13 protein-coding genes are annotated in these 14,173 nt (G+C 64.1%); all 13 read right to left on the reverse strand.

Annotated features, from left to right (window positions below; translation table 11 throughout):
• Nucleotides 1-1,830: a S9 family peptidase gene (locus LT40_RS17835; RefSeq protein ID WP_043192431.1), complete on the reverse strand. Its 1,830-nt coding sequence runs from the start codon at nt 1,828-1,830 to the stop codon at nt 1-3.
• A complete protein-coding gene (gene pqqE / locus LT40_RS17840; RefSeq protein ID WP_043192432.1) occupies nt 1,796-2,956 on the reverse strand; it encodes a pyrroloquinoline quinone biosynthesis protein PqqE in 1,161 nt (386 codons plus the stop codon). Before pqqE ends, LT40_RS17835 begins: the two co-directional genes overlap by 35 nt.
• A complete protein-coding gene (pqqD, locus tag LT40_RS17845) occupies nt 2,910-3,203 on the reverse strand; it encodes a pyrroloquinoline quinone biosynthesis peptide chaperone PqqD (RefSeq protein ID WP_043192433.1) in 294 nt (97 codons plus the stop codon). The genes pqqE and pqqD overlap by 47 nt, the downstream gene beginning before the upstream one ends.
• A complete protein-coding gene (pqqC, locus tag LT40_RS17850; RefSeq protein ID WP_043192434.1) occupies nt 3,200-3,952 on the reverse strand; it encodes a pyrroloquinoline-quinone synthase PqqC in 753 nt (250 codons plus the stop codon). The genes pqqD and pqqC overlap by 4 nt, the downstream gene beginning before the upstream one ends.
• Nucleotides 3,953-4,081: 129 nt before the next feature.
• Nucleotides 4,082-4,993: a pyrroloquinoline quinone biosynthesis protein PqqB gene (gene pqqB, locus LT40_RS17855; RefSeq protein WP_043192435.1), complete on the reverse strand. Its 912-nt coding sequence runs from the start codon at nt 4,991-4,993 to the stop codon at nt 4,082-4,084.
• A 79-nt stretch (nt 4,994-5,072) separates the two neighbouring features.
• Nucleotides 5,073-5,144, reverse strand: a complete 72-nt coding sequence (gene pqqA / locus LT40_RS21430; RefSeq protein ID WP_008365141.1) for a pyrroloquinoline quinone precursor peptide PqqA — start codon at nt 5,142-5,144, stop codon at nt 5,073-5,075.
• A gap of 130 nt (nt 5,145-5,274) precedes the next feature.
• Nucleotides 5,275-7,728, reverse strand: coding sequence for a pyrroloquinoline quinone biosynthesis protein PqqF (pqqF, locus tag LT40_RS17860; protein WP_043192436.1), 2,454 nt, complete (start codon nt 7,726-7,728; stop codon nt 5,275-5,277).
• Between the two features lie 208 nt (nt 7,729-7,936).
• Nucleotides 7,937-8,101, reverse strand: coding sequence for a hypothetical protein (locus LT40_RS21765; protein WP_148308579.1), 165 nt, complete (start codon nt 8,099-8,101; stop codon nt 7,937-7,939).
• Between the two features lie 122 nt (nt 8,102-8,223).
• Nucleotides 8,224-9,306 carry a polysaccharide biosynthesis/export family protein gene (locus tag LT40_RS17865; RefSeq protein ID WP_043192437.1) on the reverse strand — a complete coding sequence of 361 codons (1,083 nt, stop codon included), beginning with the start codon at nt 9,304-9,306 and terminating at the stop codon, nt 8,224-8,226.
• An 89-nt stretch (nt 9,307-9,395) separates the two neighbouring features.
• The gene (locus LT40_RS17870) at nt 9,396-10,595 is read right to left on the reverse strand and encodes a glycosyltransferase family 4 protein (RefSeq protein ID WP_052393464.1); all 1,200 of its coding nucleotides are present in this window, start codon (nt 10,593-10,595) and stop codon (nt 9,396-9,398) included.
• Nucleotides 10,573-11,646 (reverse strand): acyltransferase family protein, encoded by a 1,074-nt coding sequence (locus LT40_RS17875; protein WP_043192438.1) that lies wholly within the window; start codon nt 11,644-11,646, stop codon nt 10,573-10,575. The genes LT40_RS17870 and LT40_RS17875 overlap by 23 nt, the downstream gene beginning before the upstream one ends.
• Nucleotides 11,643-12,752, reverse strand: a complete 1,110-nt coding sequence (locus LT40_RS17880) for a glycosyltransferase family 4 protein (RefSeq protein WP_043192439.1) — start codon at nt 12,750-12,752, stop codon at nt 11,643-11,645. The genes LT40_RS17875 and LT40_RS17880 overlap by 4 nt, the downstream gene beginning before the upstream one ends.
• Nucleotides 12,753-12,869: 117 nt before the next feature.
• Entirely contained in the window at nt 12,870-14,171 is a 1,302-nt protein-coding gene (locus tag LT40_RS17885; protein ID WP_043192440.1) for a GH39 family glycosyl hydrolase, read from the reverse strand.
• Between the last annotated feature and the right edge of the window lie 2 nt (nt 14,172-14,173).

A 14,173-nucleotide genomic window follows, 5' to 3' on the forward strand; every position in this document is an offset into this window, starting at 1 on the left:
TTACAGCAGGTCGACCAGTCCGCGATCTTCTTGCTGCATGACCTGCAGGTAGAACTGCCATTCCTTTTCCAGGGCATGGGCAAGGTTCGCGGCGTTGCGAAAGCCATGCCGCTCTTCGGCATAGTAATGCGCCTCGACGGGCACCCCATTGGCCTGCAACGCGGCGACCATGTCGCGGGTCTGCTGCGGGACGACCACCACGTCCAATTCCCCTTGAAAGAAGATCACCGGTGCAGTGATTCGGTCCGCATGCAGCAGCGGTGTGCGGTCCGCGTAGCGTTGGTGGTCGATGCCCGGGTCGCCGATCAGCCAGTCCAGGTAGTCGTTTTCGAACTTGTGCGTGACCCGCCCCAGGGCAGCCGGATCGCTGACGCCGTACTGGCTGGCGCCAGCGCGGAATACTTTGGCGAACGCCAGTGCACACAACACCGTATAGCCACCCGCACTACCGCCGCGCACGAATGCGCGCTGCGCATCGATGCGGCCTTGCGCAGCCAGATACTCGACTACGGCACAGGCATCCTGCACGTCGCTTTCGCCCCAGCGCAGATGCAGGGCATGGCGATAGGCGCGGCCATGGTTGCTGCTGCCGCGATAGTTGAGATCGGCGACGGCGAAACCGCGCTGCGTCCAGTACTGGATACGTGGATCGAAGACCGGATAGCACGCCGACGTCGGTCCGCCGTGGATGAACACCACCAGCGGCGGATGGCGCTCGTCGCTGTGTGCGGCGTAGAAGAAACCGTGGGCCTGTTCGCCGCCGCTGGGGTAGCTGAGCGGGTGCGGCAGGCTGACCTGCTCGGCCGGCAAAGGCGAGTAGCCACCGGCCAGGGTACGTACGCTGTGGTCGTGGCGGTCGATGGCGATCACCGCCGATGGCTGCAGGGGCGAGCCGGCGATGGCGTAGAGGTGGTCGGCGTCCATGGCCAGTGCACGAAAGCGCGTGTACTCGCCGGTGTAGTCCACGCACTGGCCCTGCCCATCGCACAGGCCCAGACGGCCGAAGCCTGCTTCGAACCAACTGCTCAGGTAGCCTTGGTCGCTCGTCGGCAACCAGGTGCAGGCACCCAATTGCCAGGGGGCTGCAGCGTGATCGGCCTGGGCGGCGGGCAGTGGCGCCCAGTCGTCGCCGACCTCGGCCCAGGGTTGCCAGAAGCCCTGCGCGTCGGACAGGCCGTACAGCCGCCCCTGTTCGTCGAAGCGCGGCTGCTGCAGGCTGAAACCACTGGCTACACACTCGGGCACCGCCGCCAGTTCGCTGCACATCAGGCGCGTTTGCGTCCAGGGTTGATGGGGCCGATCCCATTCGATCCAGGCCAGGCGAGTACCGTCCGGGCTCAGTGCCGGTGATGCGTAGAAGTCGGCGCCTTCGGCCAGCACGCGATGGCGCTCGCTGGCCAGGTCGATGGCCACCAGACGATGGGTGTCGCCGTCTTCCTCCACCGCCAATACCTGGCCTGCGGCATATTCCAGCCCCCCGTAGCGCATCTGGCCGAAGCTCAAAGGCTGCGGCAGGCCACCGGCCACCGGCTGACGGTATAGCTGCTGGTCGGCCTCGTTGACGAACACCAGTTCATCGTTCGCCAGGCAGAACGAGCCACCCCCGTATTCATAGACCCGGCTGCGCACGCTGTAACCGTCGGGCGTCAGGCACGTCGCTACGCCGTTTTGCTCGGTCCACACACGGCAGGCGCCATCTTGGGGGCGGAACTCGTTCCAGAACACGCCGGCGGGGCCAACGCGAAGTTCGGCGAAATCGGTCCCGGCGGCGACGGCTTGCGAAGCCGTGAAGCGGTCATGCTTTGGCGATGAGGCGTGAATTTCGGTCATTGCGGAAGGCCAGTTGTTCGATCGTCTGGGTGGCATGTTCCGCTTCTTCACGAGCCCGCAGAATCACGCCATGGTGGGGCGACTTGCTGCACACCGGATCGGCGTTGGCAGCGTCGCCGGTCAGCATGAAAGCCTGGCAGCGGCAGCCACCGAAATCCTTCTCTTTCTCGTCGCACGAGCGGCACGGCTCGGGCATCCAAGCATAGCCGCGGAAACGGTTGAAACCAAAAGAGTCGTACCAGATGTGTTGCAGGCTGTGATCGCGAACGTTGGGAAACTCGACGGGCAGCTGCCGCGCGCCGTGGCAGGGCAGCGCGGTGCCGTCGGGGGTCACGGTGAGGAAAATGCTGCCCCAACCGTTCATGCAGCCCTTGGGGCGCTCTTCGTAGTAGTCGGGTGTGACGAAGATCAGCTTGCAGGCACTGCCGGCCGCTTCCAGCTTGGCGCGGTACTCGTTGGTGATGCGCTCGGCGCGTACCAATTGCTCACGGGTGGGCAGCAGGCCCGCACGGTTCAGCTCGGCCCAGCCGTAGAACTGGCAAGTGGCGAGTTCGACGAAGTCGGCTTCCAAGGCCACGCACAGCTCGATGATGCGGTCGATCTTGTCGATGTTGTGCCGATGGGTGACGAAGTTCAGCACCATCGGGTAGCCGTGGGCCTTCACCGCACGGGCCATTTCCAGCTTCTGCGCGAAAGCTTTCTTCGAGCCGGCCAGCAAATTGTTGACCTGCTCGTCGCTGGCCTGAAAGCTGATCTGGATGTGATCCAGGCCGGCGGTCTTGAAGTCGGCGATCTTCTGTTCGGTCAGGCCGATGCCCGAGGTGATCAGGTTGGTGTAGAACCCCAGGCGCCGGGCTTCGCCGATCAGTTGCGCGAGGTCCTGGCGCACCAGCGGCTCACCGCCGGAGAAACCGATCTGGGCCGCACCCATCTCGCGCGCCTCGGCCATGACCTTGAACCACTGCTCGGTGCTCAGTTCCTTGCCTTGGGCGGCGAAGTCCAGGGGGTTGGAGCAATACGGGCATTGCAGCGGGCACCGGTAGGTCAGCTCCGCCAGCAGCCACAGCGGCAGGCCGATTTCAGGCGTGGGTGGCAGGCTGGGCAAGTTCGATCCAGTGCTGTGCACGGGCGACCTCCATGAATTGCTCGATATCGATGGCCAACTCGGGCACACCGGGGAACTGCGCATCAAGCTCGGCAATGATGTCGGCCACGCTGCGTTGGCCGTCGATCAGGCCACCGATGGCACTGGCGCTTTCGTTGAGCTTGATCATGCCCTCGGGGTAGAGCAGCACGTGGCCTTTCTGGGCCGGCTCGTACTGGAACCGGTAACCCTGGCGCCAGCGCGGAGTTTGTTGACGATCGAAGCTCATAGGGCGATCCCCTTATGCCAGACGCGCTGGTCGGTGACGCTGTGATAGGGCGGGCGGTTCAGCTCGTAGGCCATGCTCATGGCGTCGAGCATGCTCCACAGGATGTCGAGCTTGAACTGCAGAATTTCCAGCATACGCTGCTGGCCTTCGACCGTCGTGTAGTGCTGCAGGGTGATGCTCAGGCCGTGCTCCACGTCGCGCCGGGCCTGGCCCAGGCGAGTACGGAAGTATTCGTAGCCGGCCGGATCGATCCACGGGTAGTGGGCGGGCCAGCTGTCGAGGCGCGACTGATGGATCTGCGGCGCGAACAATTCGGTCAGCGAACTGCTCGCCGCTTCCTGCCAGTTGGCCCGCCGCGCGAAGTTGACGTAGGCGTCCACGGCGAAACGCACACCGGGCAGGACCAACTCCTGGGAGCGCAACTGGTCGGGATCCAGGCCCACGGCCTGGCCCAGGCGCAGCCAGGCTTCGATGCCGCCGTCTTCGCCGGGGGCGCCGTCGTGGTCGAGCAGGCGCTGGATCCACTCGCGACGGATTTCCCGGTCCGGGCAGTTGGCCAGAATCGCGGCATCCTTGAGGGGGATGTTGACCTGATAGTAGAAACGGTTGGCGACCCAGCCCTGGATCTGCTCGCGGGTCGCGCGGCCTTCGTACATCGCCACGTGATAGGGGTGGTAGATGTGGTAATACGCACCCTTGGCACGCAAGGCCTGCTCGAACTCGGTGGGGGTCATGGGGGTGTCGGACATTGCGGTTCTCCCGGGGAATGTGTTGTCAGTGCCGGCCTCTTCGCGGGCAGAGACCCGCTCCCACAGGGTTTGGTGTAATTCCTGTGGGAGCGGGTCTCTGCCCGCGAAAGCGCCCTCACCGACACGCCGCTACAACTCGATGCTCATCCCATCGAACGCCACTTCGACGTTACGCCTGGCCAGTTCGGCCCGCTGTGGCGAGTCTTCGTCCAGGATCGGGTTGGTGTTGTTGATGTGGATCAGCACCTTGCGCTGACGCGGCAGGCCTTCCAGCACTTCCAGCATGCCACCGGGGCCGTTCTGCGCCAGGTGGCCCATTTCCCGGCCGGTGCGGGTACCGACGCCGCGTCGCTGCATTTCATCGTCGTCCCAGAGCGTGCCGTCTACCAACAGACAATCCGCGCCGGCCATGCGTTCGAGCAGGGCATCGTCCACCTGGCCCAGGCCGGGCGCATAGAACAGCGTGCCACCGGTACGGGTGTCTTCCACGATCAAGCCCAGGTTGTCACCCGGATGCGGGTCGAAGCGGTGCGGCGAGTAGGGCGGCGCAGCGCTGCGCAGCGGCAGCGGGGTGAAACGCAGGTGCGGGCAGGCCGGAATCACGAAACTGCCCTCAAGCTCGATGCGTTGCCAGTCCAGCCCGCCATTCCAGTGGCTGAGCATGTTGAACAACGGAAAGCCGGTGCTCAGGTCCTGATGCACCATGTCGGTACACCACACTTGGTGCGGGCAGCCTTCACGCAGGCTGAGCAGGCCGGTGGTGTGGTCGATCTGGCTGTCGAGCAGGACGATGGCCTGGATCCCGGTGTCGCGCAGGGCCCGGCCCGGCTGCATCGGCGCAAAGTTCTGCAATTGCGCGCGAATGTCCGGCGAGGCGTTGCACAGCACCCAGTTCACCCCGTCGTCGGACAGGGCGATGGACGACTGCGTACGCGCGTGGGCCCGCAGGCTGCCGTCACGAAAACCACTGCAATTGGCGCAGTTGCAGTTCCACTGGGGAAAGCCGCCGCCGGCGGCGGAGCCGAGAATCTGGATATACATGGACAACTCGCAGCATCAAGCCTGGAAATGAAAACGCCCCGGTCATTGTCTGGCCGAGGCGTTGCGTTGCAACTGAAGCTTAGCGGCTTGCGAAGTACATGGTGACTTCAAAGCCGATGCGCAGATCAGTGTAAGCAGGTTTGGTCCACATAAGAGATCTCCTTCTAGGTTGATGGGCTTGTAGCATTAGTCCGCCCCGACCGTAGGACGTTCAATGCTCCTTGGGTCGCTATGTTACTAAATAAGAAAGCCGTCCACGGTTAATTATTCGAGAAACTCCCTTACCTGCCCGGTAACGATCGCTGCGCCGGCACCCACGAAGGCTCTAACGCAGGGCCTGTGGCCAGGCACAGCCAGCCACCGGTGCCACTGGCCAGGTGCTGGGCCGCCTGCTGCAGGTCATTCGAACGCAATTCGCGCACCGCCCGCTGCAGGTTGCTCAGGTAGTCGGCGCCATGGCCGGCCTGGCAGGCCTGCCAGAGCAGCTCGGCCAAGGGCAGCAGGTCCATCTGCGAACGTTCGTGACGGCTGGCCAGTTCTTCGCGCTGGGTTTCCAGGGCGGCAGGTTTCAAGGCTTCGATCAGGTTCGGCAGGGTTTCGATGAACGCCTGCACATGGCCCAGGATATCGGCCAGTGGCGCTTGAGGGGACTGTACACCGAACACCAGACCCGTGCGCCCGGCCATCTGGCGCAGGCCGCTGAACACGGCGTAGCCCAGTTGCAACTCGACGCGCAGGCGCTGGTAGAAGGGCGTCTGGCACAGCTGCGCCAGCAGGCGCCAGGCCGCTTCGTCGGCGATGCTCTGGCTCGGTGCCGGGCAGAATAACAGCAAGGCCTGTTCACTGGACTGGCAGGGCACGTGGCTCCAGCTGCGCCCCGAATGGGCCGGGTGCGATTGCGCCAGGTGCGGGCTGGCGGTGCCGGGCATCTTGCGCAGTGCATTGTTCAATGCGCTGCGTTCACCGTCGTCCATACCCACCGCCAGGCCGTCCCAGCGCGCGGCGCCCCACAGCTTCTGCAGCGCCAGGGGGCGCAGGTCTTCGTCGGACGTACGGCTATGGAAGTAGCCCAGGCTGTGGTCGGGCAGCCGCTTGAGCAGCTCCTTGATAGGCGTCAGCGTTGCGCTCGAAGGTTCCTGCCCGGCTTGATGCCACACCTCGGGGGCCGGTATGGCCAGCAGCTCCAGGGCTTGTTCCAGCAGCGCCGGGATCGGCGCCTGCACGCCGCTGAGCTTGAGCTGCCAGTCGTCGCCCAGGCTGCTGAAGACCATCTGCACGCCGGCCTGGCGGGCTTCTTCGGTGAGTTTGCGCAGGCTGTCCTGCAGGGTGCGGAACAGCCCTTGGTGGCGCGAGGCATAAACGCGCCAGCGCAAGTACAGGGCGGCTTCGTGGCTGTGCGCCGAAGCGCCGTCCCAGTAGGCCAGGCCTTGTGGGTCGGCCACGGGGTGATCCGGACGTCGGCTGGGGCGCAGGAAGCGGTTGCGCGGCGGCAAGCGCCAGCGGCCGGCCAGGTCGCGTTCCGGACCAGGCGCCACGGGGTGAAGCAAGTGCTCGGGCCGCAGCTGTTCGAGAATCTCGCGCAGCGCCTGCAAGGCCTGTCGGCTCAACTCGCAAGGGGTGTCGTCGCTGTGGTGACGGGCCAGTTCCAATGCGCTGGCAACCTGCAAGCGGCGCTCGTTGAGCAGGCGGAATTCCTCGCGCAGGCCTTGCCAGTCGTCGTGGGCCTGGAAAAATTCCAGCCAGTCGAAGCACAGTTGGCTGATCAGCGCCGTGGCCGCTTCGCCTGCCGGGGTGAGCTTGAATTCGATGTTGATCAGCGCCTGGTCGGCGAAGGTATAGAAGGTGCTCAGTTCCAGGGTCTGCACCAGTTGCCGACGGCGCAGCTCGGCCAGCAAGCCGCCGTGCTGGCTGGCGCCCAGCCAGGTAGCGAGGAACTCCAGCGCCTGGTCGGCACTGCGAGGCAGGTTCTCGCAGGCGAACAGCAGGTTGAAACGGCTGTTGTCCGGACGCTCGACCGCTTCCCCCGGCGTGCCCACCAAGGGCGGCGGGGCGATCTGTTCAGCCGTGTCGCCGGGGCGCAGTGCGCCAGCCGCTTTCTGCGCCATGGCGCGCAGTTGCTCCAGCGGTTGCGGGCCCACCAGGCAAAGGGTCATCTGCCCGGTCTGGTAGAAGCGCCGGTAGAAGCTGCGCAGGTCCTGCTGGAACGAATCACGCGGCACCGGCAGGCTGTAGCGGTTGCCGGCGTGGAAGGCGAGCAACGGATGTTCGGCGTCCAGCGCACTGGTCAGCCATTGCTGGTGACGGGCCTCGGGGTCGCGCGACCAGGCGACGAACTCGGCGTGCAGCACTTCGCGCTCGCGCAGTTGCTCGGCCTGGGTCATGCGTGGATGGCCGAGCATGTCGCACAGGCGTTCCAGCGCGCCGGCGAAAGCACTTACCGGTACCTCGAAGAAATAGTCGGTGCAGCGCTCGCGGGTACTGGCGTTGATCTGTCCGCCGTGGTTCTGCACGAAGGCCATCAGCCCATGGTCGCCACTGTGGCGTTCGGTGCCGAGGAAGAACAGGTGTTCGAGGAAGTGGGCCAGGCCTGGCCAGGCTGCAGGTACGTCATGGCTGCCTGCGGCAACGCGCATGAAGGCGGCGGCACGTTTGAGGCGCGGCTCATGATGCAGGCGCACGTGCAGGCCGTTGTCCAGCACCACATGTTCGGCGGCCGGCAGTGAAGGTTGAGGCATGTCAATTCCCTTTGAGCGGTCAGGCTGTAGGGCGTAATCGTAGCGGATTTGCAGGTAGGCGGGGGAGCCGTTCGCACAGGGATTGAACATGCGAAACAGGCTTTTTCACGGATTGCGGAGAAATGCACATCTTCAGACGCACTGTGGCGGCCACTGACGCAGGTCAGCGCCGCCAGGCAGTGGTGATCAGCTCAGGTCGACGCTTGGCTCAAGCCTTGTCATCCTGCTCGCCCTGCTGCTCATCGTCGTGCTTGAGCGCCGGCTTCATGCCTGGCTGTGGCGCGTGCTCGGCGTTGGGTGCGATCTCTTCGCCGTTGTTCTTCTTTTCCTGCTGGACTTTCTTGTCGTGGGCGACGTTGCGTGGGTCAGTCATGGGAATTCCTGGTTTGGGCAGATGATTCGAATACCCGTCGACGCGAAACGCTGGCAATGAGCGCCCGGGCAAGACTTGGAGTGGAAGTCTTGCCCAAGCGTTCAGTGCCGCTTCAGGTCAGATCACTGACCCAGTGCATTGCCGGTCGCCACGACAGTGGCCGACGGCAGCAGCTGGCTGATGAAGCGGTTCCAGCGGGTGATGTCCGAAGGCCCGACGAACACCACGTCCGAAGCCTGCAGGTCGAACTGGCGGGCGAGCAGGAAAGCGGTCGGCTTCTTGGCATTGAGGTAGAACACGGTGGCGGGTTGCTTGGAGCGATCCTGAGCGCCGCGAATCACGTAGATGGCTTCGGCGTTGGCGGTTTCCTGGGCCAGGCCGCCGGCATTGCCCAGTGCTTCGAGCAGGGTGAAGGTGCTGGTGCCATAGGTCATCACCTGGGGCGAATTGACTTCGCCGAGTACGTAGACCTTGTTCGCCCGGTTGTTGCCCAGGTGCAGTTGGTCGCCGTTCTTCAGGTAGATGCCGTTGAGCTTGGAATCCTTGCGGTTCAGGGTGTCGATGTCGAGCAGGTACTCATGGCCGTCGCGCTTGAGGATCAGGCCGGCCAGGTTGCCGCTGCCATCATCGCCACCAGCGCGGCTGACCGCTTCGATCAGCGACAGCGGCACGTTGTTCAGCACCTGGGGACCGGCGTTCTTGAACGAGCCGGAAAACACCACGCGCTGGCTGGCGTAGTTCTGCACGTTGACGTCCACCTGGGTGTCGGTCAGGTAGCGCGACAAGGCGCGCTGCAGGTCGTTGCGCAGCTCGCTGACGGTCTTGCCTTCGGCCTGGATGGAGTTGATGAACGGGTAGTACACGGTGCCGTCGTTGCGCACGATCTGCGTGCCCTGGGCACGCGGTTCCTGGTTGGTCGGCGAGTTCAGTTCGACGTGGTCCCAGACCGTGATCTGCAGCCCATCGCCGGCGCCGATGCGGTAGTCGCCCGGCTTGTAGCCATACAGTGCTGCAGGCACGGGTTCGGGCCGGTACAGGCTCTGATGCTGGGCGACGGTCTGCGCGTTGATCGGCAGGACCGTGACCGGTCCGGTTTCGCCGATCTCGTCGGCGGCATCCTCGGGCGTCATGTGTTGCCCGGGGGAAAACACACATCCTTGCAGCAGCACGGCGAACAACGCGACTACGAATACAGTTCGTTTCATTGCAATCTTCCTTGGAGAATCAGACTTCTCGCACGGTATTTGGGAGGTTCAGGACAGCGGTATGGCGGTGAAATCTTTTCGGGCGCGGCCTAGATCTTCTGGGCCGTGGCAAGCATCAGGCCAGCATCGGCCAGGCCCAATACAGGGGTGCAATCGAAGGCGTCGCCCAGGCGCGCCTCGTTCCAGCGGTTCTCGACGAACTGGCGCATTTCGCGTTCGAAACGCTTTTCGGCGAACTGCAAGGCATTCTCCCGGCAGGCACGGGGGCTGAAGCGCGACGCCTGGCTTTCGAACGTTTCGATGGCGGCCGTCAGGGCCTCCACGGTTTGCTGGTAATAGAACACACCGGTGGGGTTGTCGTCGTTGAGCCCGCGCACGGTTTCCAGGGTGCCGCCGCGGCCGAAGGCGATCACCGGCGTGCCGCATGCCTGCGCTTCCACCGGGCTGATGCCGAAATCCTCTTCGGCGGCGAAGACGAAGCCACGGGCGTTCTGCATGTGCTCGCGCAACACCTCGAACGACTGGTAGCCCATCAGCGTGACGTTAGGGCCGCACACCGCGCGGCACTTGTCCATTTCCGGGCCATCGCCAATCACGATCAGGCGCTTGTCGGGCATGGCGCTGAACGCTTCGACCATCATCGGCACCTTCTTGTACGGCACCATGCGCTGGGCGGTCAGGTAGAAGTCTTGCTTCTCGGTCTGCAGGTTGAAGCCGGTGGTGTCGACCGGCGGGTAGATCACGGTCGAAGGGCGGCGGTAGGCCTTGTCGATGCGCCGGCCGATGAACTGCGAGTTGCTGATGAACTCGTCGACGCCGGCGGCGGTGCGCTGGTCCCACATGCGCATGTAGTGCAGGATCATCCGTGCCACTTTGCTCTTGATACCGGCCAGCAGATTGGCTTCGCGCAGGTACTGGTGTTGCAGGTCCCAGGCATAGCGGATGGGCGAATGCACGTAGCTGATGTGCAACTGGTTGGGGCCGGTGAGCACGCCCTTGGCCACGGCGTGGCTGCTCGACAGGATCAGGTCGTAGCCGGACAGGTCCAGTTGCTCGATCGCCATGGGCATCAACGGCAGGTATTTCTGGTAGCGCGTGCGAGCCTTGGGCAGGCGCTGGATGAAGGTCGTGGTGGCGCGCTTGCCGCCCAGGTGCTTGCGATCTTCGTCGCTGAGAAAATCGATGACCGAGAACAGATCGGCGTCGGGCCAGATCTTGAGCATCGAAGCCAGGACCTTTTCGGCACCAGCGTAGGTGACAAGCCAATCATGGACGATTGCTATTTTCATAGGGCACCTGCAGTTCGGGAATGAGGGGCGCGCTCGGACGAGCACGGGCGTTGAGTCGTTTGCTCAACTGGATAAAAGGCAGTTCGACGAGGCGATAGCTCACGTGCGCGGCCAGCAGCGACAGCGCGGTGGCAAGCAAGGTGACCGACAACGAACGACCGGGAACGCCCAGCAGGTAACGGCACAACAGCTCCATGCTCGGGTGCAGCAGGTACAGCGAATAACTGATGGTGCCCAGCCACAGCAACAAGGGTTGATGCAGGCGGATGCGCTGGGTCAGCAACATGAAGCTGCTGATGGCCAACAGATAGGTGAAGCAGTAGCGGAACCAGTACTCGCCGTTGCCGGCATCGAAGCCGTAGGCGGCGTAGAACGTCGGCGGCAAGGCCACGGCATAGGCCAGCAGCAGGCCCTTCACGCAGCGTCGCACCTGGGCATCGGCCTGACCGAGCAGGCAGTCGCGCCAGATCGAACCGAACAGCATCAACGACAGGCCCAGGGGCAAGGCCACCGGCAGCTTGCGTTCGAGCAGCATGCGCATCATGCCCATGCCCACTGCTGCGGCCAGCAGGGCCAGGGCACAGGCGGCGCGGAAGCCGGTGCTGCGCAGTCGGCCGATCAGCATCAGGCCCAGGCACAGTGCGTAGAACAGCCACTCGATGAACAGCGTCCAGTACAGCCCCATGACGTCCTCGACGCCCATGGCCGCTTGCAGCATGGTGATGTTGGCCACCACACGCTGCCAGGTCGGCAGGGTTTCACCGGTCAGCGCCAGCATGCTGATGTACAGCGCCAGCGACAGCCAGTAGGCCGGGTACAGGCGCAGCACCCGCGAAACGATGAAGCGACGTGCGCCGCCCGGCCCTGGATGCAGGCTGAAAGGGATCACCACACCGCTGAGCAGGAAAAACCAGATGACGCCCAGCTTGCCGATGTCCAGCCAGAAATACGGCAGCGCGCCGGGGCCCAGCAACGGCTGCCACAGGTGACAGACCACCACCAGCAGGGCGGCGATGCCGCGCAAGGCATCCAGATACCCCAGGCGAGTCATGAGTGCTCCTTGCCGCGCGACGGCTGAGTCAGCGTGGCACCGCGCGGGCGACGGACCATGACCGTATCTATGCGATCGCTGATCAGCCGTGCCGACGCGTCCCAGCTGAACCGTGCCACGTTCTGCAGGCCCAGGGTCCGCAGGTGCTGGCGGATGGTCAGGCTGTTCAAGGCCAGGGCCATGGCCCGGCTGATGTGCTCGATATCCAGCGGATCGAAGTACAGCGCACTGGACTGCAGCACCTCGGGGATCGAGGCGGCATTGGCGGCCAGTACCGGGCAGCCACAGGCCTGCGCTTCGAGCGGCGGAATGCCGAAACCTTCATACAGCGAAGGAAACACGAAGGCCGCCGCGCCCTGGTATTGCTCGATCAACTGAGCGTCGGTCAGGCGTCCGAGAAAGCGCACCCGTGGATCGCTGTTGGCCAGGGCTTCCAGGTTCGGATCGGAGAACACCGCGCCACCGCCGCCGACGATGCGCAACTCCACCTGCTCGAAACCCTTGAGCTGCAGGAACGCCTGGATCATGCGGCTGAAGTTCTTGTGCGCGCTGGGCGAGGACACTGCCAACAGATAGCGTGGACCGGCCTGCAGCGGTTCACCGGGCTGAAACTCTTCACCCACGGCGTTGGGCACCACCAGGATCTTCTGCGCCGGAAAGTCGTAGAACTCGCCGATCTCGCGTTTGGAAAACTGGCTGACGGTGATCAGCGTCTTCAAACGCTTGAGCAGCAGTGGCGTCATCAGGCGATAGGCCGTGCGGAACTGCCAGGTGTAGCTCTGCGGATGACGCACGTAGGTGATGTCGTGGTGCGTGGCGATCTGGTTGCCATAGAACAGCGGCGCGGTGGCGCACAGCGACAACAGCAAGGGGTTGCCTTGGCTGCGCAGGTAGCGCGGCAGGTCCAGTTGTTCCCACAGGTGGCCAGTCCGAGTGCCCACGACCTGAGCATCCAGCAGCCGAGCAGTTTCGTGCATGCGCACACCCGGCGAGGTGACGAACACCAGGTCGTCACGCTGACGCTTCAGGGCCAGGCAGGTCTGCTCGGCGAACCGTTGCACCCCGCGTAGCTCCTGGGTCAGAAAACGTGCATTGATGACAATCATCGAAACATCCTTGGCTCACGCGCTTGCTAGAGAGGTAGTGCCGCGTCCAACAGGCGCGGTCGATAGCGGCGCGAGGTGCGCCGCGGTTGAGGCCCGCTCCTGCGGGCATCGCGTTTGCTACTGGGTGAACAACCAATTGGCCTTGCCCAGGCTGATGATCTTGGGGAACTCGGAGGCGGTGACCACCGTGGTGCAGTAGTGCTCGCCGCAATCCCAGGGGTTTTCGCTTTCGCGCATGCCCACGCCGGCCTGGCGCGTGTCGATCAGACGCGCGCCGCCCTTGAGCAGCGCGCTGGATTCGATCCTGACCTGCCGCGACTGACCCACGGCCCAGATCACCAGCACCTGCTCGTCGCCCTTGGCGAAACGCAGTTGGTACAAGGTGTCGCTGATCACGCTGTGCTTGGCGTCATAGCGGTACTGCGACAGGTACGGCGCAATCGCCTTGAGCGTGGTGTACGCCGGCTTGGGGTTCAGATCGTTGTCGAGCAGGCCGAAGTTGTGCTCGCGCTCCTTGGGGTCGCGACCGTCGTTGAGCAGGTCGTACCACCACATGCCCTGGATGGCTGGATGAATACGGGCCAGGAAAAACCCTCGCGCCAGGTACGCCGCCTGCGTGGTCTCGCTGACCCCACAAGGCTCATCGGCGCTGGGCCAGCTCATTTCGGTCAGGTACAACGGCACCGGGCGCTCGGCCAGGGCGTCGAGCCGGGTGGAAATATCGTTCAGCCACTTGATCCAGTTCTCCGGGGTGTTGCCTGCATGGTCCTTGCGGCAATGCACATAGGGGTGCAGCGACAAGCCATCCAGATCGTCCATCACACCGGCCTCTACCAGTCGGTCGGCGAAGCCTTCCTGCAAGCCCTGGGTGGTCACCGAACCGGCCACCAGGCGCACGTTCGGGTCGTTGCGGCGTAGCAGTTCACTGGTCTCCTTGATCAGCGTGGCGTAGTCCTGGCTGAAGGCGTCGCTGGTCGGGTCCTCCAGGTCCCATTCGTTCCAGATCTCGTAGAAGTCCACCTGGCCGCGCAGGCGCCGGCTGATGAAGTTCACATAGTTGGCGAAGGCATCGCGCACGAACGGGCTGCGCGGCTTGGCATCTTTGTCATACCACTGGTTGCCGTAGCCCAGGATGAGCATGTTGCCGATCTGCCGTTCGCGCAGGGCTTGCAGATAACGCTGCCAAGCCACCGGGAAGTTCAGGCGCTTGGGCTCCAGCTCCACCGTGGACCAGAACAGGTCATCGCGTGCCGAGGTGATACCGGCTTCTTTCATGAGCAGGGTCGGCCGCGCCACCGGCGCGCTCGAATGGAGCAAATGGGTACCGACCCCGACGATGAAATTGTCGGCGGCCTTGGCGTGGCCGTGGGTGAACAGCCCCAGCAGTAGCCAAACCAAACGTTGCAGCAATCTGGGCATAA

The sequence above is a fragment of the Pseudomonas rhizosphaerae genome, assembly GCF_000761155.1.
GTDB lineage: Bacteria > Pseudomonadota > Gammaproteobacteria > Pseudomonadales > Pseudomonadaceae > Aquipseudomonas > Aquipseudomonas rhizosphaerae.

Coding starts and splice junctions, on each gene's coding strand:
- LT40_RS17835 (WP_043192431.1), bottom strand. CDS start 1,830: ATGACCGAAATTCACGCCTCATCGCCAAAGCATGACCGCTTCACGGCT.
- pqqD (WP_043192433.1), bottom strand. CDS start 3,203: ATGAGCTTCGATCGTCAACAAACTCCGCGCTGGCGCCAGGGTTACCGG.
- pqqC (WP_043192434.1), bottom strand. CDS start 3,952: ATGTCCGACACCCCCATGACCCCCACCGAGTTCGAGCAGGCCTTGCGT.
- pqqB (WP_043192435.1), bottom strand. CDS start 4,993: ATGTATATCCAGATTCTCGGCTCCGCCGCCGGCGGCGGCTTTCCCCAG.
- pqqF (WP_043192436.1), bottom strand. CDS start 7,728: ATGCCTCAACCTTCACTGCCGGCCGCCGAACATGTGGTGCTGGACAAC.
- LT40_RS21765 (WP_148308579.1), bottom strand. CDS start 8,101: ATGACTGACCCACGCAACGTCGCCCACGACAAGAAAGTCCAGCAGGAA.
- LT40_RS17865 (WP_043192437.1), bottom strand. CDS start 9,306: ATGAAACGAACTGTATTCGTAGTCGCGTTGTTCGCCGTGCTGCTGCAA.
- LT40_RS17870 (WP_052393464.1), bottom strand. CDS start 10,595: ATGAAAATAGCAATCGTCCATGATTGGCTTGTCACCTACGCTGGTGCC.
- LT40_RS17875 (WP_043192438.1), bottom strand. CDS start 11,646: ATGACTCGCCTGGGGTATCTGGATGCCTTGCGCGGCATCGCCGCCCTG.
- LT40_RS17880 (WP_043192439.1), bottom strand. CDS start 12,752: ATGATTGTCATCAATGCACGTTTTCTGACCCAGGAGCTACGCGGGGTG.
- LT40_RS17885 (WP_043192440.1), bottom strand. CDS start 14,171: ATGCCCAGATTGCTGCAACGTTTGGTTTGGCTACTGCTGGGGCTGTTC.